This window comes from Pseudomonas sp. RHF3.3-3 (assembly GCF_048069595.1).
Lineage (GTDB): Bacteria > Pseudomonadota > Gammaproteobacteria > Pseudomonadales > Pseudomonadaceae > Aquipseudomonas > Aquipseudomonas fuscovaginae_B.
The window spans coordinates 3,952,945-3,972,567 of the sequence record NZ_CP182250.1 but is presented as its reverse complement, the minus strand read 5'-3'; the positions used below and the strand labels follow the sequence as shown (position 1 = coordinate 3,972,567).

General features: G+C 64.6%; 25 protein-coding genes and 2 pseudogenes. 5 read left to right on the top strand and 22 right to left on the bottom strand.

Annotated elements, in window-relative coordinates; all coding sequences use genetic code 11:
• Window positions 1–137 precede the first annotated feature (137 nt).
• Both ACMGT0_RS17490 and ACMGT0_RS17485 read right to left on the bottom strand, forming a co-directional pair.
• The gene (locus tag ACMGT0_RS17490) at window positions 138–1,154 is read right to left on the bottom strand and encodes a polysaccharide deacetylase family protein (protein ID WP_054063204.1); all 1,017 of its coding nucleotides are present in this window, start codon (window positions 1,152–1,154) and stop codon (window positions 138–140) included.
• A 12-nt stretch (window positions 1,155–1,166) separates the two neighbouring features.
• A complete protein-coding gene (locus ACMGT0_RS17485; RefSeq protein WP_081009869.1) occupies window positions 1,167–1,724 on the bottom strand; it encodes an ester cyclase in 558 nt (185 codons plus the stop codon).
• Between the two features lie 133 nt (window positions 1,725–1,857).
• On the opposite strand from ACMGT0_RS17485, the gene ACMGT0_RS17480 reads away from it, so the two are divergent.
• Entirely contained in the window at window positions 1,858–2,793 is a 936-nt protein-coding gene (locus tag ACMGT0_RS17480; RefSeq protein ID WP_416769070.1) for a LysR family transcriptional regulator, read from the top strand.
• Between the two features lie 212 nt (window positions 2,794–3,005).
• Entirely contained in the window at window positions 3,006–3,317 is a 312-nt protein-coding gene (locus ACMGT0_RS17475) for a hypothetical protein (protein WP_054058740.1), read from the top strand.
• Between the two features lie 135 nt (window positions 3,318–3,452).
• Here the strand turns inward: ACMGT0_RS17475 and ACMGT0_RS17470 are convergent.
• The 3 genes and pseudogenes from ACMGT0_RS17470 to ACMGT0_RS17460 all read right to left on the bottom strand — a co-directional run.
• A pseudogene (locus ACMGT0_RS17470) lies at window positions 3,453–4,040 on the bottom strand (methyl-accepting chemotaxis protein); the annotation flags it as partial.
• A 267-nt stretch (window positions 4,041–4,307) separates the two neighbouring features.
• Window positions 4,308–5,084 (bottom strand): annotated as a pseudogene (locus ACMGT0_RS17465) (CHASE3 domain-containing protein); the annotation flags it as partial.
• Window positions 5,085–5,277: 193 nt separating this feature from the next.
• Window positions 5,278–5,412 carry a hypothetical protein gene (locus ACMGT0_RS17460; protein ID WP_275044505.1) on the bottom strand — a complete coding sequence of 45 codons (135 nt, stop codon included), beginning with the start codon at window positions 5,410–5,412 and terminating at the stop codon, window positions 5,278–5,280.
• 395 nt (window positions 5,413–5,807) lie between these two features.
• Here ACMGT0_RS17460 and ACMGT0_RS17455 point away from each other — a divergent pair, with 395 nt between their 5' ends.
• The 3 genes from ACMGT0_RS17455 to ACMGT0_RS17445 all read left to right on the top strand — a co-directional run bounded on the left by ACMGT0_RS17455 (window position 5,808) and on the right by ACMGT0_RS17445 (window position 7,391).
• Window positions 5,808–6,125, top strand: a complete 318-nt coding sequence (locus tag ACMGT0_RS17455) for a hypothetical protein (protein ID WP_054063206.1) — start codon at window positions 5,808–5,810, stop codon at window positions 6,123–6,125.
• Between the two features lie 125 nt (window positions 6,126–6,250).
• On the top strand, window positions 6,251–6,439 hold the full coding sequence (locus ACMGT0_RS17450; RefSeq protein ID WP_054063207.1) for a DUF1737 domain-containing protein: 189 nt from the start codon (window positions 6,251–6,253) through the stop codon (window positions 6,437–6,439).
• A gap of 181 nt (window positions 6,440–6,620) precedes the next feature.
• Window positions 6,621–7,391, top strand: a complete 771-nt coding sequence (locus tag ACMGT0_RS17445; RefSeq protein WP_416769069.1) for a PFL_4669 family integrating conjugative element protein — start codon at window positions 6,621–6,623, stop codon at window positions 7,389–7,391.
• Window positions 7,392–7,441: 50 nt separating this feature from the next.
• Here ACMGT0_RS17445 and ACMGT0_RS17440 read toward each other — a convergent pair whose 3' ends face one another.
• The 17 genes from ACMGT0_RS17440 to ACMGT0_RS17360 form a co-directional block, all read right to left on the bottom strand.
• Entirely contained in the window at window positions 7,442–7,846 is a 405-nt protein-coding gene (locus tag ACMGT0_RS17440) for a TIGR03757 family integrating conjugative element protein (protein ID WP_416769068.1), read from the bottom strand.
• A gap of 90 nt (window positions 7,847–7,936) precedes the next feature.
• Entirely contained in the window at window positions 7,937–10,693 is a 2,757-nt protein-coding gene (locus ACMGT0_RS17435; RefSeq protein ID WP_416769067.1) for a conjugative transfer ATPase, read from the bottom strand.
• Window positions 10,693–11,103 (bottom strand): TIGR03751 family conjugal transfer lipoprotein, encoded by a 411-nt coding sequence (locus ACMGT0_RS17430; RefSeq protein ID WP_054058735.1) that lies wholly within the window; start codon window positions 11,101–11,103, stop codon window positions 10,693–10,695. The genes ACMGT0_RS17435 and ACMGT0_RS17430 overlap by 1 nt, the downstream gene beginning before the upstream one ends.
• Window positions 11,084–12,550, bottom strand: a complete 1,467-nt coding sequence (locus ACMGT0_RS17425; RefSeq protein WP_416769066.1) for a TIGR03752 family integrating conjugative element protein — start codon at window positions 12,548–12,550, stop codon at window positions 11,084–11,086. The genes ACMGT0_RS17430 and ACMGT0_RS17425 overlap by 20 nt, the downstream gene beginning before the upstream one ends.
• Window positions 12,540–13,406: a TIGR03749 family integrating conjugative element protein gene (locus tag ACMGT0_RS17420; RefSeq protein ID WP_416769065.1), complete on the bottom strand. Its 867-nt coding sequence runs from the start codon at window positions 13,404–13,406 to the stop codon at window positions 12,540–12,542. The genes ACMGT0_RS17425 and ACMGT0_RS17420 overlap by 11 nt, the downstream gene beginning before the upstream one ends.
• Window positions 13,406–14,074 (bottom strand): PFL_4703 family integrating conjugative element protein, encoded by a 669-nt coding sequence (locus ACMGT0_RS17415; protein WP_054058732.1) that lies wholly within the window; start codon window positions 14,072–14,074, stop codon window positions 13,406–13,408. Before ACMGT0_RS17415 ends, ACMGT0_RS17420 begins: the two co-directional genes overlap by 1 nt.
• The gene (locus ACMGT0_RS17410) at window positions 14,071–14,475 is read right to left on the bottom strand and encodes a TIGR03750 family conjugal transfer protein (RefSeq protein ID WP_416773503.1); all 405 of its coding nucleotides are present in this window, start codon (window positions 14,473–14,475) and stop codon (window positions 14,071–14,073) included. Before ACMGT0_RS17410 ends, ACMGT0_RS17415 begins: the two co-directional genes overlap by 4 nt.
• A gap of 13 nt (window positions 14,476–14,488) precedes the next feature.
• A complete protein-coding gene (locus ACMGT0_RS17405; RefSeq protein ID WP_416769064.1) occupies window positions 14,489–14,851 on the bottom strand; it encodes a TIGR03745 family integrating conjugative element membrane protein in 363 nt (120 codons plus the stop codon).
• Window positions 14,852–14,888: 37 nt separating this feature from the next.
• On the bottom strand, window positions 14,889–15,128 hold the full coding sequence (locus tag ACMGT0_RS17400; RefSeq protein WP_054058729.1) for a TIGR03758 family integrating conjugative element protein: 240 nt from the start codon (window positions 15,126–15,128) through the stop codon (window positions 14,889–14,891).
• Complete coding sequence (locus tag ACMGT0_RS17395) at window positions 15,125–15,454, bottom strand: RAQPRD family integrative conjugative element protein (RefSeq protein WP_416769063.1); 330 nt, start codon at window positions 15,452–15,454, stop codon at window positions 15,125–15,127. The genes ACMGT0_RS17400 and ACMGT0_RS17395 overlap by 4 nt, the downstream gene beginning before the upstream one ends.
• 102 nt (window positions 15,455–15,556) lie before the next feature.
• Window positions 15,557–16,306 carry a TIGR03747 family integrating conjugative element membrane protein gene (locus ACMGT0_RS17390; RefSeq protein ID WP_416769062.1) on the bottom strand — a complete coding sequence of 250 codons (750 nt, stop codon included), beginning with the start codon at window positions 16,304–16,306 and terminating at the stop codon, window positions 15,557–15,559.
• Between the two features lie 13 nt (window positions 16,307–16,319).
• Window positions 16,320–16,580: a hypothetical protein gene (locus tag ACMGT0_RS17385; RefSeq protein WP_054058727.1), complete on the bottom strand. Its 261-nt coding sequence runs from the start codon at window positions 16,578–16,580 to the stop codon at window positions 16,320–16,322.
• Between the two features lie 7 nt (window positions 16,581–16,587).
• The gene (locus tag ACMGT0_RS17380) at window positions 16,588–17,103 is read right to left on the bottom strand and encodes an integrating conjugative element protein (RefSeq protein ID WP_054063215.1); all 516 of its coding nucleotides are present in this window, start codon (window positions 17,101–17,103) and stop codon (window positions 16,588–16,590) included.
• Window positions 17,100–17,657 carry a lytic transglycosylase domain-containing protein gene (locus ACMGT0_RS17375; protein ID WP_241494382.1) on the bottom strand — a complete coding sequence of 186 codons (558 nt, stop codon included), beginning with the start codon at window positions 17,655–17,657 and terminating at the stop codon, window positions 17,100–17,102. The genes ACMGT0_RS17380 and ACMGT0_RS17375 overlap by 4 nt, the downstream gene beginning before the upstream one ends.
• Window positions 17,654–18,364 carry a TIGR03759 family integrating conjugative element protein gene (locus ACMGT0_RS17370; protein ID WP_054060428.1) on the bottom strand — a complete coding sequence of 237 codons (711 nt, stop codon included), beginning with the start codon at window positions 18,362–18,364 and terminating at the stop codon, window positions 17,654–17,656. The genes ACMGT0_RS17375 and ACMGT0_RS17370 overlap by 4 nt, the downstream gene beginning before the upstream one ends.
• Window positions 18,361–19,044 (bottom strand): hypothetical protein, encoded by a 684-nt coding sequence (locus tag ACMGT0_RS17365; RefSeq protein ID WP_416769061.1) that lies wholly within the window; start codon window positions 19,042–19,044, stop codon window positions 18,361–18,363. Before ACMGT0_RS17365 ends, ACMGT0_RS17370 begins: the two co-directional genes overlap by 4 nt.
• On the bottom strand, window positions 19,041–19,574 hold the full coding sequence (locus ACMGT0_RS17360; RefSeq protein WP_416769060.1) for a PilL N-terminal domain-containing protein: 534 nt from the start codon (window positions 19,572–19,574) through the stop codon (window positions 19,041–19,043). Before ACMGT0_RS17360 ends, ACMGT0_RS17365 begins: the two co-directional genes overlap by 4 nt.
• Between the last annotated feature and the right edge of the window lie 49 nt (window positions 19,575–19,623).

Sequence of the window (19,623 nt, the reverse complement as noted above, 5' to 3'; positions counted from 1 at the left end):
GAGGGCGACAATGACCCTGGGCAATGGCTAATTGATATTTAAATGCTATCAACTTACGACCACCCCCCTTCGGGAAGGTTTCACACTGGCACCGACCTTCTTTCCGATCGCCTTCGCCGCCGTTTTCAGGCAGCAGCTCAGAGGGTTTCCTTCTCGCGCACGGTCAGCGGACTGCTGGCCACGAACCGGGCGATCTCGTCCTTGCGCATGAAGGCGACGCCGGCCCTGCTCTTGGCATAGGTGATGAATTCGTCCCACACGCTCACCATCTGCGGGGAACCGCTGATGCGATCGTGGGCGCTGATGGACATCATGCGGCGGCGCGATCGCGCTTCCTCATACAGCACATCGAAGTCCCGCTTGATCTGCGCCAGAAATCCGTCCGGCGAGTAGTTGCGTCCCTCGATCAGCAGGATGTCGTTGTTGCGCAGGGTGTAGGGGACGACGATGAAGTCCTTGCCGTTGACCTGCTCGATAAACGGTTCGTCGCGACTGAGGTCGTCGATGTGGTAGAGGTAGCCCTGTTCCTGCAGCAACGAGAGGGTATTGGGGCCGCGACGAAGCCAGTTGCAGTTGTAGCCCACGGGGCGCTGGCCGGTCACTTCCTCGACCATGCGAGTGCCCTCGGCGATGAACCGGCGCTCCTCCTCGCGGCTCATCGCGTACTGCGAGCTCCAGCGCGGGCCATGGCCTGCGGCTTCGTGGCCCCTGGCAACGATTTCCCGGGCCAGCTCCGGGTGGCGGCGCGCGGCCTCGCCGATCATGTGGGAGGTCACTTTTACGCCGTGGCGATCCCAAAGGTCGAGCAGGCGCGGAACTCCCTCCCGATAGCCATAGGCGAACCAGGTGTTGGTCGCGGCATCCGAAGGCACGTTGGCCGGGAACTCCACCTTGGGGAACGGGCTGTCGGTGCCTTTGGGGGGCTGGCCTCCTGCCTCGAACTGCATCGAAATGGAAACCACCAGGCGGGTGTCGCCTGGCCAGAATCTGCCATTGGCGTCATGTGGCTGGGTGGCCACTGTCTTCTGCGGACCGGCCTTGGCGCCGGGGAGCATGGACGCGGTGGCGATGCCGCCGGCCAGCACGCCGGTCTGCTTGAGGAAACGGCGCCGGCCGCTATCCGGCGCCTTAAGGGATTGTTCTGTCGAGGCCATGGGGGATCTCCGTTATCTGGCCACCAGGCCGGCTTGTTGAAGGAACGTCAGGTTGTCTTCCAGGTGCCAGTTTTCGGCGATGCGTCCGTCGGCGACCCGATAGATGTCGGTCGCGATGAAGTCGATGTTCTGGCCTTGTCCCGGCTTGCCCATGAAGGTGCCGGTGAAATGGCCCGTGAAGTGCAGGTGCGTGACCACCCGGTCGCCGGCCACGATCATCTGGCGGATTTCGCAACGCAGGTCCGGCACGGCGGAGCGGAAGGCCTTCGACGCGGCCAGCACGCCTTCGATGCCCTGGGCACGGCCGCCAGGCAGGGTCTTGTCGGAGAACGTCGGTGCCAGGGCCTGGCGCGCCATGGCTTCCTCACCGGTGTTCCAGAATGTGCCGTAGCGGCTGGCCGCGAGGGTTTGTGCTTCGAGCGTCTTCTTCGGCAGGCTGCCATCGACGACCAGGGTCGCGGGTTGGACGAGTTCGCCGGATTGGGCCAATACCGGTGTGACCACGGCCCCCAGGATGAGGGCGGGGATCAGGGCGGCTGCACGAAGCCGTCGGTGAGAGTTGAAGGACATGGTGGTCTCCTGGATTCGGGAAGTGGGGGGGGCGGCGCTGGTGTGCGGCCTGTCACCATGGTTACTCAACAAATCGTCGTCAAATACCGGTATTCTTTGAATGGATCCTTTCCAATATTTCAAGAGTTGACGGATGATCGACAACCTGCCAAGCCTGCGCACCTTCGTGCGCGTCGTCGCCGCCGGCAGCCTGTCGGCGGCTGCGCGAGAGATGGACCTGTCGCTGGCGATGGTCAGCAAGCGCCTCACGCAACTGGAGCGGGAGCTGGGGATCCGTCTGCTCCAGCGCACCACGCGAAAGCAGGTACTGACAGAGGAGGGGGAGCTGTTTCATGCCGAAGCCGTTCGGATACTGGCGGCCATCGAACAGGCGGAGGCGGTCATCTCGGGGAGATCCCAGGCGATTGATGGCACGGTCCGTCTGAGCGCTCCCGTCGAGTTCGGACGGCAGTGGATCGCCCCCGCGATTGCCGCTTTCCAGAAGAGGCATCCCAAGCTGCGCGTGCAACTGGAGCTTTCCGACGTTGTCGTCGATCTGCTCGATGCCAACATCGACCTGGCCATCCGTTTCGGCAACCTGGCCGATTCATCCCTGATCGCCCGCCCGTTGGCGCCGAATTTCCGGGTGTTGTGCGCATCGCCGGGCTACCTGAGGCAGTTCGGTGAGCCCACTCATCCCAATGAGCTGGTTCATCACCAATGCATCCTGATCGGCAGCCGCCCTCGAGCGGTGTGGACCTTCGATGGCGAGGAGCCTCTGTCGGTGCAGGTCACCGGGACGTTCGTCACCAATGACGGCAGCGCGGCCCATGCGCTGGCGCTCGAAGGGGCCGGTATTGCGCGCAAGTCGATCTGGGACGTGGGCGACGAAATCCTCGACGGCCGGCTGAACAGGGTGCTGCCGACGTTTGCCATTGCGGCGGCACCGTTGAATGCGATCTACCCGACGGGACGCCACCTGGCGCCGCGTGTGCGGGCATTGGTGGAATTTCTGGGGGATCGGCTCGGCAAGGCATGGCGCTGGGAGCGCATGCGCCAGGTTGGGGCTGAAGGCTTGCAAGCCAATTAATGGTTTCTGACAGGGATCGCCCGCTGTTTCTGCGGCGAGCTGCTGAGGCCTGCAAACAGGCAGTACGGGGCCATTTGAGTCACGACCGGGTTCGTCGCCTACCGGGGTCGGATCACGACTGACCATAACGACTAGTCAGAAAGAATGATGGAAGTTCGGCCCGCTGCCCGCTATAGCTGAAGGGCAGCAAGGGTCTTACAAGGACGCGCAAGATGATGATTTCTCTGATCACCCGGCTTATCGCAGGTTGCGGCACCGGTGCCGTCACCTATGACATCCTGCAGAGCGCGGCACCGGTTTTTCTTGAAGAAACCGAAGACCGGGATATTTACCGGGTGGTGCTTCGTCGGGGCGAGTTTCGGTACATGAAGGATGCGCCCTGTTTCGGCGGTTTCGATGCCGAGCTTGCCATGGGGTCGACCCTTTGCGGGGAGGTTCTGGGATCCCTCTCTGACCATGCGGCTGTCGGGGGCAATACCCCGGATCTGCTGGTGTTGAGCGTCAAGGCGAGGAGCTGGGGCTGATTGGGCGGAAGGGGGCGGGACGCAACCATCCTCGTCTGTCCCCGACCTTCCTGAAGGCTGCTCGACCTCCCACAGGCCCCGGTCGAGCAGCCGACTGGCAAGGCGCACTTCCCTGTGCTGTCGCCCGGCGTGCCCTCAGAGCACGAACACGTTCACCTGCTTTTCCAGGTTATGCGCCAGTTGCTGCAGGGCTCGGGCGGTTTCGCTGGTCTGCTCGACAGCCTGGCTGTTCTGCTGAGACATCTGGGCGATGCGCTCGACGTTGCGTGCCACATCCTGGCTGGCAGCGGTCTGTTCGCGCAGGGCCAGGGAAATCTGGTCCACCACACGCACCACATCGCTCGACGACTGGCGAATGTTGACGATGGCTTCACCCGCCTGTTGAGCCTGTTCGACACCGCCTTTGACCTGGTTCACGCCGATATCCATGCTGCCGACCGCGTCCCGGGTCCCGAGCTGGATTTTTTCCACCATCTCGGTGATTTCCTGGGTCGAGTTGGCGGTGCGTTGTGCCAGCAGCCTGACCTCATCGGCCACCACGGCGAAGCCACGGCCCTGCTCGCCGGCGCGGGCCGCCTCGATGGCCGCATTGAGTGCCAGCAGATTGGTCTGTTCGGCAATGCCCTTGATGACGCTGACAATGCTGGAGATATGCTCGGCATGCTGGTCGAGCTCGGCGATCTGGGTGGCCGAGGCCTGCACGGTCTCGGCAATCAGGCGCATGCTGGCCAGGGTCTCCTGGATGACACTGCCGCCCTCGCTGGACTGGCGTCCCGACTCGCTGGAGAGCCTGTGTGCATCGCCCGCGTTGTCGGCCACATGGTTGATGCTGACCGTCAGTTCCTCCACCGTGGCGGCCATGGAGGAGGCCGACTGTGACTGCTCGTGGGTTGAGGCCGAAAGTTGCAACGAGGCGCTGGAAATACTCTCTGAGGCGCTCACCAGCTGTTGGGCACCCCGTTTGATTTCACCGATCATGGCGCGCAGGCGCTCCTGCATGGTGGCGAAGGCCTGCAGCAGGATACCGACCTCATCACGCCCGTCGCTGGTGATGCGGCTGTCGAGGTGCCCATCGGCAATGGTTCTCGCCACATCCACCGCCTGGCGGATGCGCCCGACCAGGGTGCTGGACAGCGACCAGGCAATGAGCATCGCCAGCACGGCCGCTGCCAAGCCGCCGCCGATGAGAATGGTCAAGGCGGCGGACTTGGCGTCGTACATGGCGTTGGCGCGGGAGTCCTGCAGGGCTTTTTCGGTATCGCGCAACTGAGTGACGAGCTGGCGCATGGCGTCCATCTTGGCCTTGTCGTGGCCGGCCGCGATCTGGTCGCTGATGACGCCGATCGCTTGCCGACCCGCATTGATCTCCTTGCGCAGGGCGATGTTGGCCTGGACGTCATCGTTCATCCATTGTTGGTACAGGGTGCGCAACTGCTCCAGGCGTGCCTGCTGCTGAGGGTTGTCGGCGGTGGCACTCTTGAGCTGGCCGTAATAATCATCGAAGGCTTTTTCGCCCTGTCGCAGGGGCTCCAGAAAGCTGTCCCGGCCGGTCAGCGCGTAGCCACGCATGCCGGTCTCGATATTGATCAGACTGCGCAGCACGGCCCCTGACTGGTTCAGGACTTCGTAGCTGTGGATGTTGCTTTTGACGCTGCTGCTGACCTGATCGAAGCCACGCAGGGCCGAAAGCACCAATATCACGATGATCAGCAGCACCAGGCCGAAACCGGCGTAGAGCTTTTGTGAAATGCTCAGATTGGAAAACATAGGAAGGCTGCTCCCGAACCGTTGACTGAATGCTTCACCAACGCTTGCCATGAGAGGGGCGAAGTGATGGCTTAATGATGACTAATTGGCATCAGCGGTCGGACTTTTCTTGTACAGAAAAAGTTCAATGTACAAGTTATTTTTTGCGAGATGAGGGATGGACCGCCTGCACGTTCGCCTGTTTTTCAGTGGCCTACTCTACCGTGCAGATCCAGCGGTGATTGTGCCGGTAGGGCGCTCGCGTAAACGCCACATCGGATACCAGGTTCATGCCGCGCTGCTGCAGGGCCTTGGTCAGTTGTACGAGTGTCTCTGCTTCGATAGTCATTGCTGTTACCTCGTCAGATTGACTGCGCTCATGATTCCTGACCAGTAGATCAGGTCGCTGATTCATTTTTTCTGCGGGGGCGATGGGTCACATTGTGGTCCTGGGCGGGCAGTGCGCCCCTGAATACTCGGCCGATCCAGGAGTTCCTGGCGCGATTGTTCAGGCTGCTCAACGGACGTATGATCGAGGCGGAGTCGCTGAGACTCGCACCTTTACAAGGACACGAGCATGGAAAAGTACTTCGATAATTCAGGCCTGTTCAAGGCTGCTTCGTATCACTGCAACCAGTCCCTGGATGGCGATATCGCCCGCTGGGAACTGAAAAACATTGCGTTGAATACGAAGGAGTTTTTGATATGTCCAAAGAATTACTCGGAGTTTCTGCTTTAGGCCTGATGGTGGTGGGTGAGTTTTGTGCAATCTACAGCGAGGTGGTAACGGCCAGGCTTGCCCAAACCGGAAATGTCTCATGGGAGGCATTCAGCGTTCCGGTGCTGATCATGTGTCTTGCAGGGCTGTGCCTGCTGGGCGCCTATTGGCTAGGTTATGCGGCGGTCGGTGACATCTGGGTCGTCACGGTGGTCTCGGTTACGTCCCTGTTGATCCTTGAACCCCTGGTGGTCTGGTCCCTGTTCGGTGAAGTGCCAGGGCGGGGTGCCCTGATCGGCTTTTGCCTGGGTGCCCTGGGCATGTTCTCCACCGTGATGCTGTAATTGCGGATGACGGCCCGGCAGTCTGCTGCCGGGCCGGGTTTCCATACTGGTTCGTCGTGATAATCTGCTGCTTCAATGCCTCGGTTTGAGGTGAGGCTTCCTTATCGATTCAAGCAGGTGCTCCCATGCAGACCCTCCCTCCAGAAGGCCTTCCACGCTATCGTTTGCTGACCGGCAAGGATGACGCCAAATTTTGCCATCGCGTGTCGGAGGCATTGGCATTGGGTTACCAGCTTCACGGTTCGCCCGCGGCCACCTTCAACGGTGAGCATGTGATCGTTGCGCAGGCGCTGATCTGGAACCCGGACAAGTAACGGCGCCACCGCTGGGGGAGCCGGCTTGCTGGCGATGGCGGTCGATCGGGCGGCGCAGGGCTTGCAGGAAAGTCGCACCGCCGACGGCTGAAAACCGCACGCTTGCGGTTCTGTTTTCCGGCTGCTGGCGGTTTTGTTCCTGATGACACTGGGGTCCCGATACCCCAGCCAGGAGCAAGCAATGTTCTATCCCATCGAAAGCAGACTCGGCCCGTTGCGCAGTGCCATGGAGCTGACCTTGCACACCTTTCATGCCGTGCAGATCTGGCAAGGCAGGGCCGCCAGCGAGGAGAAGACCGCGATCATCGGTTTTGGCGGCTTTCTCGGCGCGATCCGGAACGTGACGCGTGGCGCCGAGCAGGGCGATCCGTATGCCGACCTCTGGATGTTGCGCATCCAGGAGAAACTGCAACGCTGCAAGGCCGAGCTGGCACTGATCCAGGACAACCTGGAACTGCTCATGAGGGCCTTTCCGGACGCGATCAGCGCGGAGGAAAACTTCAGTATCCGGCCCGTCAGGTTGCCGATCGTCATCACCACCCAGTTCGGTTATCTGGCGATGTATCTGCTGATCACCTACGACAATATCGTGCGCCGCCTGCTGCACGCCTACCACGTTGCGCTGATCGATCGACGGGAGATGGAGAGCCGGATCCATGCCGGTGGTCGCCTGTTGCGCGGCCTGTTCGGGTTTCCCCGCAGGTACCGCCATTCCGGGGCGACCCGGGTCGATTTCGCGTATGACAACGACCAGGCCCGGCAGGCCAGGAAGCTGTTCGGCGAGTTGCCCATGGAGGTGCTGGATGGCACACGGCGGGCGGATTTTGCTCCGCCTCTCGTCCGTGACCGGGTCATTGAGGAAGCTGGCGATGTGGTCGAACAGTTCCCGTGGCTCGCGCCTGCGCCCAAGGCCAACGGCTATCAGGCGCCCGGGCTGACGACCGGCGATTGAGTCCCGCGATGTCCCTCAGCTACCCAGCCCATCCCGGCTGGGTAGTCTTTTTATCGGGCAGCGCTCCTGAATCGCCCGATCCTGTCCAGGGCACGCTCCAGGTTCGGATCGCCATACACGACATACTGACGGTCGACGACGACGGCCGGAATCCTGCTGATCCCGAGGCTCCAGGCATCGACGATGTCCTGGTGGGCGCGGCTGATGTTGGCGGAGACCTCGGCGCTCATGATTTCCCCGAAGGCCGCCTGGGCTTGTGCCGGGTCGGCAGGAAGATTTTCGAAAAGCGCCACCTCCAGCTGATCGAGGCGATCAAGATGAATCAGGCGCGTATCCGCCGACACATCAACCGGGTGCGCCGAGTCGGTGATGACCCAGGTCTCGGCCAGGCAAGGGGAGAGGCAGGCGAACAGCACGGCAGGGCTGCACAGTCGCAGCAGAGGATGAATATTCATGACAAGGATCCAGGTGACAGAAACCTCAATCCTCGGCAAAACGCCCGTCGCTGACAGCCGGAAAACTGCTCTGCGCCGGGCGGCTTTTGCTCACGGCCGCTCTCCCTGTTCGCCGCCGTGGTCGGTGCAGGCCGCGCCGCTGGCGATACCGCGCGCCCGGTCCATCCGCTGCGCCACGACCATGGCCGCTTCCAGTTCGCTGATGCCTTGGGCATTCATCAGTTCGTGACGCTCGGCCTTTTCCTCCGGTTCCGTCATCGCCATGGTCAGGTAGAGGCTCGGTGGCACCGCACGAAACAGCACCTCCATCGACTTGGAGAGGATCACCCCTTCGGTGAACTTCCCGGACTCCTTGCGCGCCGACAGCATCAGGGTTTTCTGCGCATCGGTGAGCGCGCGGAAGCGGGCGATCTTGTTGACCTCGTCCGGCGGCATATTCAGGCAGATCCACCACTCGATCATGTTCAGCATCGGCTTGGCGGCCTTGGGCAGGTCGTCGACGTTCTGGGTGGCGAGCCAGAACCAGGCACCCAGCTTGCGCCACATCTTGGTGATCTTTACCACGTAGGGCGACAGCAGCGGATTCTTGGTGATGATGTGCCCCTCGTCGGTGACGTTGATGATCGGCCGGCCGAGCATCTGGTCGCGTTCGGCGATGTTGTTCACCGTGTTGATCAGCGAGATGTAGGCGATCGACAACTGCGCGTTGTAGCCTTCGCGGGCGTAGGTCGCGAGGTCCACCAGGGTGATGTCGGCTTCCGGCCAGGGCGAGCCGTCGCGGTTGAACAGATCGCCGTCGGCGCCCTGGCAGAACATGTCCATGGCATCGGCCATCTCCTGCAGGCGCAGGCGACGTGGCTCCGGCAGGTCGCTGTCCTGGCCCATGTGCCGCAGGGCATCGCGGACGTCCTGGGTCAGCACGGTCTTGCCCCGGGCGGTGCATACCTGGGCAGCGTTGAGAATGCTCTGGCGAATCAGGCTGCGGTCGGCGCGAGTCAGGCGCTGTTCTTCCTTTTCCTCGCCGCCGGTGATCATCAGGCGCGCGGTGATCTCGAGTTCGCCCAGCACGTCGCGTTCGTCGTCGTTGTCCTCGGCGTCTTCGAGCTCGTCAGCCTCGGCCAGTAGCGCCTGGCTCGCCGTGTTCACCAGACGGTGGGCGTCGGCGAAGGGCGCCAGGCTGACACCGGAGCCGGGAGCGAGCTTGACCCGATGCACCTTCAGCCCCAGGCGCCGGGCGAAGTCGGCGAACAGCCCGAAGCTGTTGCCGGCCTCGGCGATGAACAACCGTGGCCGGTAGATGGCGACGACCTGGTTGAGCAGGTTGTTGAGGGTGGCCGACTTGCCGGCACCGGTCGGGCCGAACAGGAACAGGTGGGCGTTCATCTGCCGGTCGAGCCGGTTGAGCGGATCGAAGGTCAAGGGCCCGCCGCCGCGGTTGAAGAAGGTGAACCCCGGGTGCCCGGTACCTTCGCTGCGTCCCCAGACCGGCGCCAGGTTGGCGACGTGCTGCACGAACATCAGTTGGGTGTACCACTCGCTGTGACGCATGCCGGGGTTGAACACGCAGGGCAGCCAGCGCAGGTAACTGTTGAGCGGGGCGACTTCGTGTTCGTCGCGCACCGGTTGCAGCCCGGCGTTGAGCATCACGTTGTTCAATTGCAGGGTACGTCGGTCGAGCTCCTCGACATGCTGGCCGCGCAGGTAGAAGGCCACGGCGCCGCGATAGAGCTTGTGGGCGCTGCCCAGGTGCGAGCGGGCCAGTTGCACATCGTCCCGGGTCTGTTCGGAGGCGAGGGTGTCGCCCACGGATTTTTTGGCCAGGTGATTGAGGTGGTTTTCCAGGGTGTCCTGCGGGGTGATCACCAGGGTGATGCAGAGTACGGTGTCCTCGGGCATCTGGTCGAAGAGGGCATTGATGGCATCGCCGCCCTTGGGGGTTTCCCCGGTCAGGTGGCCGGTCATCGGCGGCATGCGCAGGCGGTCGAGCACGATCACGCGATGAGGCATCCGATCGAAATACCACAGGCCGTGTTCCACGTCCGAGCGGGGCTGTTCGAAGAACAGACGCTGGGCGAAGTCGCTGCCGCTGGCCAGCGCCAGTTCGTCCTCGGCGGCGTCCGGCGGATAGTCGGCCTGTTGGTAGAAGCGCTGGCGGTCTTGCGGTGAGTCGCCCAGCAGATTCGGCTGTGGATTGAACCAGTGCAGCAGCCAGCGGTGGATCTGCGCGCCATCGAGGCGACGGGCCTTCACGCCGGCATTGCCCAGGCCGCCGACCAGGCGTTCGCAGAGGCTGTTGAGGGCCTGCTCGCTGCCTTGGCCGCGTTGCAGCGGCGTGCCCTTGCTGCGCCGGTACACCACCAGGCGGATCTTGCGGCATTGACCGCGCCACGGGAGTTGGGTGACCGTCGTGTCTTCGAACAGACCTCCGGACTGAGACAGCGCCTCCAGGTGCTGGCCGAACATCCGCAGGTAGCACTCGCTGAATGCCGAACCGCGGGCACGCGGCTGGATGTAGGCGTCGAGCGTGCCCAGATAACCGCTCCAGTCGGTTTCGTCCTGGGCATAGAGCTGCAGCACCCAGGGCTGTTCCTCCAGTTCGTCGAAACTGTCCTGCAGGGCGTTTTCCAGGGCGTCGCGCACGGTGCGCAGCCAACTGGCCTCGCGGCCCTCGGTGCCGATGGAGGTCAGTTCGAAGAACGCCGCGACCGACTCGCCGTCCTCCAACAGCAGGCACTGCGATTCGGGCAGGTATTCCACCCACGGCAGCAGCTCGACGAAGCTGGGTGTCACGTCATAGAGGGCCTGCTCGTCGGCCTGGGTGGCGGGGCCTTTCTGCCTGGCTGGCATCAGTAGTCCTCCGTACGTTCGCCGGGCAAGGCGTACTGCACCCGTTGGTAGAGCGGAAATACCGTGCTGTAGCCCGGCACCGGTACCGGATCGGAGCCGGCCAGGTGCGGGAACACGTACAGGACCAGGTCCGGGTTGGGCAGGCGCCGGAACTGGCTGTGGATTTCGTTCCGGGCGGTTCGGCTATAGGCCTGCTGGTCGCCGGTGCGTTCTTCGAGTGGGCGGCGCAGGGTCTGACGGATCTCCACAAGGTGATGGTCCAGGGGGGCCTGACCGGATTGGCTGTCCCAGATATCGGCCATGGTCTGCGGGCCGTGGGGCAGCAACTGTTCCTTGTCCGTCGTGCAGCCACAGATGAACAGGGCGCCCAGCAGCAGGCCGGGCAGGGGCTTAATCGAGGGTATTGGCATGGCCTGTTCCTGCGAGTTGCCGCACCTGGCGGCCGAGGGTTTCGTAGTCGATCTCCAGTTGCCGGTCCAGATGCACGGCGACCTGGGCACCCGGCTGTACGTAGACCGCGGCAAAGGCCTGGCCATACAGCTTGTTGACCCAGTCGCCGACGTCTTTCACCCCGCCGGAGAGAATGCTGTTGAGCGCCGAAGGACCGGCTCCCACGGTGGCACCGCCGGGGGTGATCACGGTGCCGGTATCGGCCCTGTCGGCTTCGAGCAGTGCCGCCACACCGGCACCGGCCGCGGTGATCAGGCTTCTGCTGCCCAGGTACTGCTGGGCGTTGGAGCGCCGTTCGCCGGCGATGCAGGGCACCCCATAGGGGTCGCTGAGCCAGCCGATGCCACCCTGGATCCTGCCGGACGAGGGGTTGGCGGACGGGCTGCTGCCCTGTCGGCCGGTCAGCTTCTGCGGCGTTGGCAGGGTGCGGATGCGGCCGTCGTTGAAGACGAAGGTCAGGCTGACGATCTGCCCGCGTACGCAGGACAGGGTCCAGTCTCCAGCGGCGGTACCGCTGAGCACCGCTCCGGCGACGTCCGGCAGGTCGATGCCATTGGCGGTGAGGTTGTCCGCGCCGATCAGCACCTTGAACGGGTAGGGGTCATTGACCACGCCATCCACCGGAACCCGGCCAACCAGCGCGGTCATGGCGATGGAGCCGGTCAGGGTGCTGTTTTCGGGGAGGGTATAGACGCGGTTGACCGGTGCCGGGTCCTGGCCGCTGGCGATGTTGCGACCGGTCACGCCGGTGTTCTCCTTGTGCTGGCTTTGTCCCGGGTCGATGGCTTCGCGCAACCGGTCGGGGAACTGCAGGCCCGCTGCCGGTTTGCCGGAGCCGGCAGGCACCGGCTTGCCCTGGGCATCGATGGCGGTGGCGTCCTGGGGTTCGGTCCAGACCAGATCGTCCTGGGCGAAGCGCGTTTCGTCGCCAGGTTCCAGGCCCAGGCCAATCGGCAGGTCGGAGTCCTGCCGGCCGATGAAGCGCGTCGACAGCCTGTCCTGCAGATCCTCCAGCAGGCTCTGTCTCTGTTGGGGGCTCAGGTCCTGCCCGAGGCCTTGCGGTGTGCGTTCGAGCTCGGTGTTGAGAATCTTCTGGATACGCTGATCGAGATCGCCGTCGCGCTGGCGCAGCCGGGCATTTTCCTCCTGTTGGCTCTTGTTTTCCGATAGCAGGGCCTTGAGCTCCTCGCGCATGGCCTTGGTCTGGGCAACCAGGGTCGCGACCGTGTCGTGCGGGGTATCGCCATCGATGCCCAACTGTTTCATCTCCTCTGGAGTCAGGCGGTGTCCGCTCGGGTCGGAGCGGTCCCGTGTGGCGTCCTTGTCGGAACAGGCCCGGAGCAGGCCAAACAGCACCAGCAACACCAGGGGCAGGAGCAGCCATTTGAGCAGGGCATTACTTTTCATCGGCATTCCCGTGCTTGGCGTGGCGGCGAGGGCGCGCATCGATCGGACTGAGGCTGGGCAGCAGCGATTGGGCAAGGTCCCGTCCCCGTGTCACCAGGTAGACCACCGTCGTGTCGCTCGGCTGCCGCGCGGGGCCGAGGTAGGGGTGCTGGAAGGCGGCGCTGATGAAGTCGCCCTGCAGCTCGCGCGGATCAAGGGGCAGGGCGGTGCTGGCGAGGTTCTGCAAGCGGACGGCACTGACAATGTGCTCGTCCAGTTGCCAGGCGCCCAGCAGGCTCGCCGAGAGGGGCTGGCCGGGCAGCAGGCTCGACAGGTCCGGCGCATGCCGCAGCTTCATGGCGACCACTCCCGGCAAGGGTTCCACCGTACGTAGCGGGGCATAGAGGTTCTGCGCGGCATAACGGGTAAGGGTGACCGGTATCGGTGTCTCCCGTGGGGCAACGGTTTTGCCCGTCTGCGCATCGGCGTCCTTCACCGCAGGTGCGGCGTAACGCGTGGGCACTGCGGGCGCCTTGACGATCCGGATGGGCTCCAGGGCAGCCGCGCCCTGGGGGGCGCTGGCGGCGATATCGATCAGGATCAGTTCACCGCTCTGCACATCCTGCAGTTGCAGCCGGGTCGGCTCGATCGGCACGTTGGCGCGCAGGTACAGAGTGCCGCCGGTGCTCTGGATCCGCAACTTGTCGCCCAGCGAGCGGGGCACGCCGACCCGCACGTTCCGGTCGATGAACAGCACCCGTTCCTGGCCGACCTGCAGCGGTACGGCCAGGGGCAGTCGCTCCCAGGTCATCAGTTCGACGCCGTGGGACGGGCCGATGCCCAGCCAGAGGGCGGCTAAAAGCAGTGAGCGGCGCATCAGTCGTCTCCTTTCCGAGGGTCGGTGCTGACGCCCGACGGCCAGGTGCTGATGCGCTGCGGGACGCCGTCGTAGCAGTCCAGGGCCAGGCCGAACGGATTCTTCTGCGGGTCGATATCCCGACGTACCACCTTGAGCGGGTAGCGCACGAAGCTCTGCTTCACTCGCTCGGAACCGTAGAACTCCTCGGTGGCGAGATCGAGATTGAGTACCCACCGGTCCCGCCCCAGCACCTTGACCCGCTGCTCCGGGGCCTGGCCGTAGCTGCGCTCGGGAATCTCGAAGACGCCACGGGTGCGGCTGCGCAATTCACCGGCGACCTGGCGCTGCTGGAAATCCTGCTCCAGCAGCGACTTGCACGCGGGTGTCAGGTAGGCGGAGAGCTTGTGGATGGCGCGCAGGTAGTCCTTCTCGCCGTCCGCAGGCCAGCGGTTGAGTTGCTGGAAGATATACAGCCCGAAGGTATAGACCGATTCCGGCGGTACCTCCCACCATTTGCGCGTGCTGCCCGAGCGCAGGTCCGGCGGGATGTTGATGGTCAGGTTCCGGGGTGCCTCCCACCAACCCAGGCCCAGCAACAGCGCCACCCCGAACAGCAGGCCGCAACTGGCGCGCAGGGAGGTGACGTGGGCCTGCAACCGACTCACTTCGTTCTTGAAATGGCTCATGGGCGAGGGCTCCGGCGCGTGCTCCACAGGCCCGAGCGGTTCACCAGGTCGTGGCCGCCGATCCAGGCGGCCGGTACCGCTGAGCGGGTTGCCAGGTACCAATGCAGGTAACGGTACAGCCAGGTCTGCGGCTTGCCGCGTTTATGGCGCCGCAACAGTCGGCCGCCGACGAACAGCCCCAGGCCCATGCACAGCACGATGCCCGAAGGCATCAACGCGATGCTCTGCAGCAGTATCGCCGCGACGGTACCGAGACCGGCGCCGACCAGGGCGGCGGCGATCAGGGTGATCCACATCTCGTCGGCGGTGAGCCCGAGCACGATGACGGGTTGGTGGTTGAGGCGCGAGGGCAGAAAACGAATGGTTCCGTCGGGCAGGCAATGATCCGGGTCGTGTGTCATCGCAGTCATCTCCTCACAGCACCTCGGTGCCCTTGGTCAGCAGCCAGATCACCACCACCAGCAACAGGGCGCCGACGCCGCAGGTGAGGCCGAACTGGCCCCAGGTCTTCCTGCCGTTCTGCACCTCGGAGTAACTGCTGTAGGCGTGGTAGGCCACGCCACAGAATGCGGCGGCGGCAATCGCCAGGGCGATCAGTGCGACGATGTCGTAGCCGTGGTTCTGCAGGGTCTGGATGATGCCGTTGCCCTCGCCGCGGCTGGGTGGTTGCAGCTCGGGCAGGGCGGCGAGGCCCGTGCCGGGTGTCAGGGACTTGCCGGCGGCCAGGCAGAGGGTGAAGGGACGGAACAGTTTCCTGAAGAGCGAGAGGATGGTCATCGGGGGCCTCCATGGCGTTGTCGAAATTTGCGCAAAATCACCGCAACAGCAGCAGGGTGAGCAGGATGTAGATCAGCAGCACCTTGATCGTCAGTCCGGCGAACCGGCCCTGGGATAGCTGGCCGCTCGCCCAGCCCCGGTAGGCGCAGGCGATCGCCCAGGCGGCGAAGATCAGGGCGACGGTCAGGGCCAGGCCGGTCAGCAGGCCGGCGCTCTCTTGCGGGGTGAAACCGCTCATGGCCTGGAAGGCACTGAGCTGCGAGGGGGTCATGCTCATGGCGTTTCCCCGGCGGCACGGGTGTAGTGCCCGCTCGGCTCCGGCACGGCACGGGGCTGCGCCCGCGCTGGCGAGAGATAGTGTTCGATGCCTTGGCGAATCAGCTCCAGGTCGGCGGAAAGCTGCGAATAGTCGAAGTTGAACCGGGCGTGCTCGTCAGTGGGCAGGGCGGCTTCGGTGTACACCTGCCGGTTCATGGTATCGAGCAGGCGCAACAGCCCGGCCAGACGGGTGCGCTCATGAGCCGTCGGCTCGGCCTGGGCCAGGCCGGTGGCCAGGCCGAGCAGCGCCAGGAGGTAGTGCGGGTATTTCAAGGCATGGGGCATACAGGCGTTCCGCTCGAAGAAAGTTCGCTGAGCGTGCCGCAGACGCTGGAGGGGAACAGCCGGAAAACAGGATCGGATGGCGTGGGTTTACGGCTCTGGCGCTTACAGATATTTCTTGAAGCTGCCGACCGAGATGCTCACCGCCAGACCCAGGGCCAGTGCCCCCGGCAGTGTCACCAGCAGCGGATTGACGCTGAACGGCAGCGCGGGGTAAATGATCCATGGCGCGACCCAGAGCGGCACGATCAGCCGCTTGGCGCGGTGGTAGATGAACCCCGATTCCCTGCCGGCGCCAAAGCGCCGCAGGTCCCTGCGCACCAGGCCATCCACCACGGCGCCGAGGAGCACCATCAGCACCAGAGGCAGCGTCAGGGTCAGGATCAGTAGGCGCAGCAGAAAGGTCAGCACGGCATACACCGCCGCCAGGCCATAAGACTCGATGTGGGCATGGACCCGCCCCACATGGCTGCGTAGCCCCGAGCCGGGCTTGTCGTTCGAGCGGGCCGCTTCGCCCGACCGGCTGATCCAGTCGATCAGCCCGGTTCTCTCGAAGCACCATTCGTACACCTGCGTGATGATCCACCGGGCCGTCTGTTCGGGCTGCTCGAGCAGCAGGCTGGCGGGGTGGGCAGCGCAGATCCACGCCAACTCGCGGTCGAGCATGTCCCGCGAGCGCTGCCAGCCTTCTTCCGGCCAGAACAGCAACAGGCCGAACCACTCGCTCAGCACGCTGAAGAACAGCGCCACCAGCAGGATGCCGAACAGGCTGAAGGGCAGTTCCAGGATTTTGCCGAGCAATCCCTTTTCACGCGTTGATTGCGGGTGTCTGGCGGTGGGGGTGGTGCTTGGCATGGGCTCGCTTCCTTCAATGAATCGCCACTTCCCGCAGCTCGAAGCAGAGCAGCAGTGTCCCGGCCAGCGGGTCGCGAACTTCGATCCCCCGGGGGCCGACCCACCTTGGGCTCAGGCCGTTGTCCTCCAGCAGGGGGTAGAGGGCCTGGCCATCGAGCATTCCCAGCTGGGCGAGGCCGAGCAGATCGCTCAGTTCAGCGCAGATGGCCGGCACCGAGGCATGGGGCGCCCATACTGCGACGAAGCGCAATTCCACCCGGGTCGGCCACTTCATCGGGGCCTCATTGATCCAGGCCGGTTTCGGTCACCAGCACCGGGTAATGCTCGATACCCAGGCGCCGGGCGAGGTCATCGGCTGAGGCCGGGGCCATGTCCAGGCCCCTTGCGAGCAGGCGCAACTCGGCCAGAGCCGGCAGCCGTTGCACGTTGACCACCAGGCCGACCGCCTTGAGGTCGCGCAGTACCTCGACCCGTTCCCGCAGCCAGTGTCGCGACAGCTCGTCATCACCCACCAGAAAGATCGGCCGCAAGCCGGGGATGTTGTGGACGCGAGGTGCGATCCGCCCGGGTTTGAGGATGACAGAGCGGACCGGCAGCATGTCCGCCTCTGCGTAGGGGCTCACGCGCACGGTGGGCAGTTGCATGGCCTTACCCGGCCGTGGCGCTGCGGACAGGTTGAGTGAGCGGTAGTAGGCCAGCGCGGAGGTACCGCCCAGGTCCTCCACGACCTTGAGCTCAGCCTCGGTCGCAAAGGGAACCAGCAGCATCAGGGCGCCGAGAGAACGAAGGGGTTTCATGGGGTGTTCCTTCCTTGAACCAGTCCATGTGAAACGCGCGCCAGCTGGCGCGCGAAGGCCTTGCGATAGCGTTCGGCGGGCGCACCCCCGACGGGCCGGTGATAACGCCCGGCGGTGGTCACCCAATCGATGCCGGGCTCCTTGTGCTCCAGCAGCAGGTGGGTGACGACGCTCAGGTTGCGGTACGGGTCCAGCGCCTGGCAGGGGTGAGTGAAATGTTCGCCGTTCCAGCCCAGGTTGACCTGGCCGAGCCCGGCGTCCACCCGTTTGGCGCCGACCTCGTGGATCGCCAGCAGCAGGGCGCGGCAGGCTGATCGACGGTCGGCGAAGCGCCGGGCCTCGCCGGCGACATTCAGGGTCCAGGGCCAGGGTATCAGCCGGCCGCGCAGCCGGGCGCCACTCTCCTGCAGGGCCAGCGCGTACAGCACCTGCGCCGGCACCGGGGTGCCTTGCGTTGCCCAGCGGTAGGCCAGGGGGGGCGCCGCGGCGACCGGCAGGCTCAGCAGGCCGGCAACGGTCAGAACGCCCCACAGGCGCAGATGGCCCGGGCTCATTGCCTTCGCCATTGACCGTTCACCGGGCGCATCACGGCGGGAACGGGCCCGCTGTCGCCCAGGCGGGCCCAATGCCCGGCATCATGATTGAGGGTGATTTCCCGCCGCCGCACCTTCTGCGGATCGATGCCGGCCTGCCTGGCCCAGTCCCGTAGCAGGCTGTCGTTGCCGCCGTTGTCGAGCAGGTAGAGATCGAAGCGCTGGCCATCGCGTTGCAACTGCCCGACGCGGGTGATGCAGCTTTGGCAGCCGGGTTTCACGAAAACGGCGAGCCGGCCGGCGGCCTCGACCGGTGAAGCCAGAGCGGCGCTGCCGATCAGGTTCACTGGCAACTGATCGGCGTACAGCCGTTTATAGGCCCTGTCGTAGGCCCTCTGGTAATCGAGCAGCTTCTGCAGGCGGGCGAATTCGGCCTGAGCCTGCATCTGCGCATAGCGCTCCTGCTCAGCGGAGTCTCGTGCTTCGATGCCAAGGGCCGTCAACGGGTCGAGTTGGGGGGAGTGCACACCCAGCGGGCCTTCCATCAGGCGACGATAGCGCTGCCATTCTTCCTGTTTGAGCCCCCATTCGGCGGCGCGCTGCTGGTCGAGGGTGCTTTGCCGGTAGAGGCGATCTGCCTCGGTCGTCTGAGTGACGGGTTGTGCCATGACCGGCACCGACAGGAGCAGACCGCTCAACAGCCACCCACATCGTTGTTCGTCCCTCATGGTATCGACACCGCCGTGGCAGATCCGTCAGGCTTGACCCAGTGGGCCTTTCCCGAATCCAGGGCGGTCAGGCGCCAGCCCTGGAACAGCATGCCGGGCCGCAGCAGGTGCACATCTCCCAGCCGTTGCAGGCCCTGGGGCAGGACCGCCAGAAATGTCTCGCCCGCCCGGGACTCAAGGCCCAGGAGGGTGAAGGGGGGCGGGCTGGGCTTGGCGCTCACGGGGTTTGTCTTACGAGCTTTCGGCCTGGTTGAGGCACCGGGTGGCGCAGCCGCGGCCGTCGGCGTGGCGGGGCAGGTCGAGGAACACTTTTCCACGGTGGCCTGGAGCATCAGCAAGGTGCCTTCGCTGTGCTGCAAGCGGGTGCTCATGGCCGTCAGGTCCGCGGCAAGGCTGTCGACGGTGCGAGTGGTCGTCTCCAGCGCGCCCAGGCGCTTGAGCAGAGACTGCTGCGCGTGCTGGAAGTCTTCCTTGAGCACGCCCTTGAAAGGCTGCATGCCTTCCAGTTCATGATCGATCCGTTGCAATTGCTGTTGCAGGCTGTGTATCCGCTCGGCGGTCTGTCTTGCCTGCATCGCGTCCGAGAGGGTCGAGAGCCGGTCGGCGAAGAACACCGCACAACCCACCACCAGCAGCACCGTTGCGCCTTGTACCAGTGCACTGCGTGAAGGCCGTTTCATTCTCGGCCTCCGGCCAGCGACGTCGCGCTGAAGCAGATGCGCCTGGCGCGCTCGTCGATTTCCACCTGCCAGGCCGGCCCGGCCAGGGCCAGCAGGGCGTTGCCGACCGTGATCGGGCCCAGCCGGTAATGCGCGGCGGGCAGCGGGTGGGCATACAGCACTTGCACCCCCTCGGGCGCGGGGCACAGGCGATAACCCGAGCGGCGCAGGACATGGATCATGGCGTCCTGGACACTGGGGTTCAGGTGATCCGGTATGCGGATATCGATGACCTGGCGCAACAGATCCAACTGGTCGGCCCGTGGCGCGGTGTTGACCAGGGTGTAGCGCGCCATTCGCAGTGGCGGTGACAGCTCGGGGTGCAACGGACGGTCCCGGGACACAACCGGCAGCAGCGCCCCCGCAGAGTCACTGAGCCCGGTGGACGCAGGTGGCGGTTCTGGCGAGACGCAGCCGGTCAGCGCGATCGCCGCCAGCGGCACTGCAAGCGTTACAAGAGCGGCCAGGGGCCGGGTAGGGGAGCCATGCATCCAGGTGTCCTCACGCGGTGTTGAGCACAGGGTTGCAAACCTGCGAGAC

Coding starts and splice junctions, on each gene's coding strand:
- ACMGT0_RS17425 (WP_416769066.1), bottom strand. CDS start 12,550: ATGAAAAGTAATGCCCTGCTCAAATGGCTGCTCCTGCCCCTGGTGTTG.
- ACMGT0_RS17485 (WP_081009869.1), bottom strand. CDS start 1,724: ATGTCCTTCAACTCTCACCGACGGCTTCGTGCAGCCGCCCTGATCCCC.
- ACMGT0_RS17370 (WP_054060428.1), bottom strand. CDS start 18,364: ATGAGGGACGAACAACGATGTGGGTGGCTGTTGAGCGGTCTGCTCCTG.
- ACMGT0_RS17375 (WP_241494382.1), bottom strand. CDS start 17,657: ATGAGCCCGGGCCATCTGCGCCTGTGGGGCGTTCTGACCGTTGCCGGC.
- ACMGT0_RS17395 (WP_416769063.1), bottom strand. CDS start 15,454: ATGCCCCATGCCTTGAAATACCCGCACTACCTCCTGGCGCTGCTCGGC.
- ACMGT0_RS17480 (WP_416769070.1), top strand. CDS start 1,858: ATGATCGACAACCTGCCAAGCCTGCGCACCTTCGTGCGCGTCGTCGCC.
- ACMGT0_RS17415 (WP_054058732.1), bottom strand. CDS start 14,074: ATGAGCCATTTCAAGAACGAAGTGAGTCGGTTGCAGGCCCACGTCACC.
- ACMGT0_RS17380 (WP_054063215.1), bottom strand. CDS start 17,103: ATGAAACCCCTTCGTTCTCTCGGCGCCCTGATGCTGCTGGTTCCCTTT.
- ACMGT0_RS17365 (WP_416769061.1), bottom strand. CDS start 19,044: ATGAAACGGCCTTCACGCAGTGCACTGGTACAAGGCGCAACGGTGCTG.
- ACMGT0_RS17430 (WP_054058735.1), bottom strand. CDS start 11,103: ATGCCAATACCCTCGATTAAGCCCCTGCCCGGCCTGCTGCTGGGCGCC.
- ACMGT0_RS17420 (WP_416769065.1), bottom strand. CDS start 13,406: ATGCGCCGCTCACTGCTTTTAGCCGCCCTCTGGCTGGGCATCGGCCCG.
- ACMGT0_RS17390 (WP_416769062.1), bottom strand. CDS start 16,306: ATGCCAAGCACCACCCCCACCGCCAGACACCCGCAATCAACGCGTGAA.
- ACMGT0_RS17400 (WP_054058729.1), bottom strand. CDS start 15,128: ATGAGCATGACCCCCTCGCAGCTCAGTGCCTTCCAGGCCATGAGCGGT.
- ACMGT0_RS17435 (WP_416769067.1), bottom strand. CDS start 10,693: ATGCCAGCCAGGCAGAAAGGCCCCGCCACCCAGGCCGACGAGCAGGCC.
- ACMGT0_RS17440 (WP_416769068.1), bottom strand. CDS start 7,846: ATGAATATTCATCCTCTGCTGCGACTGTGCAGCCCTGCCGTGCTGTTC.
- ACMGT0_RS17460 (WP_275044505.1), bottom strand. CDS start 5,412: ATGACTATCGAAGCAGAGACACTCGTACAACTGACCAAGGCCCTGCAG.
- ACMGT0_RS17450 (WP_054063207.1), top strand. CDS start 6,251: ATGCAGACCCTCCCTCCAGAAGGCCTTCCACGCTATCGTTTGCTGACC.
- ACMGT0_RS17385 (WP_054058727.1), bottom strand. CDS start 16,580: ATGAAGTGGCCGACCCGGGTGGAATTGCGCTTCGTCGCAGTATGGGCG.
- ACMGT0_RS17455 (WP_054063206.1), top strand. CDS start 5,808: ATGGTGGTGGGTGAGTTTTGTGCAATCTACAGCGAGGTGGTAACGGCC.
- ACMGT0_RS17410 (WP_416773503.1), bottom strand. CDS start 14,475: ATGACACACGACCCGGATCATTGCCTGCCCGACGGAACCATTCGTTTT.
- ACMGT0_RS17405 (WP_416769064.1), bottom strand. CDS start 14,851: ATGACCATCCTCTCGCTCTTCAGGAAACTGTTCCGTCCCTTCACCCTC.
- ACMGT0_RS17490 (WP_054063204.1), bottom strand. CDS start 1,154: ATGGCCTCGACAGAACAATCCCTTAAGGCGCCGGATAGCGGCCGGCGC.
- ACMGT0_RS17360 (WP_416769060.1), bottom strand. CDS start 19,574: ATGCATGGCTCCCCTACCCGGCCCCTGGCCGCTCTTGTAACGCTTGCA.
- ACMGT0_RS17445 (WP_416769069.1), top strand. CDS start 6,621: ATGTTCTATCCCATCGAAAGCAGACTCGGCCCGTTGCGCAGTGCCATG.
- ACMGT0_RS17475 (WP_054058740.1), top strand. CDS start 3,006: ATGATGATTTCTCTGATCACCCGGCTTATCGCAGGTTGCGGCACCGGT.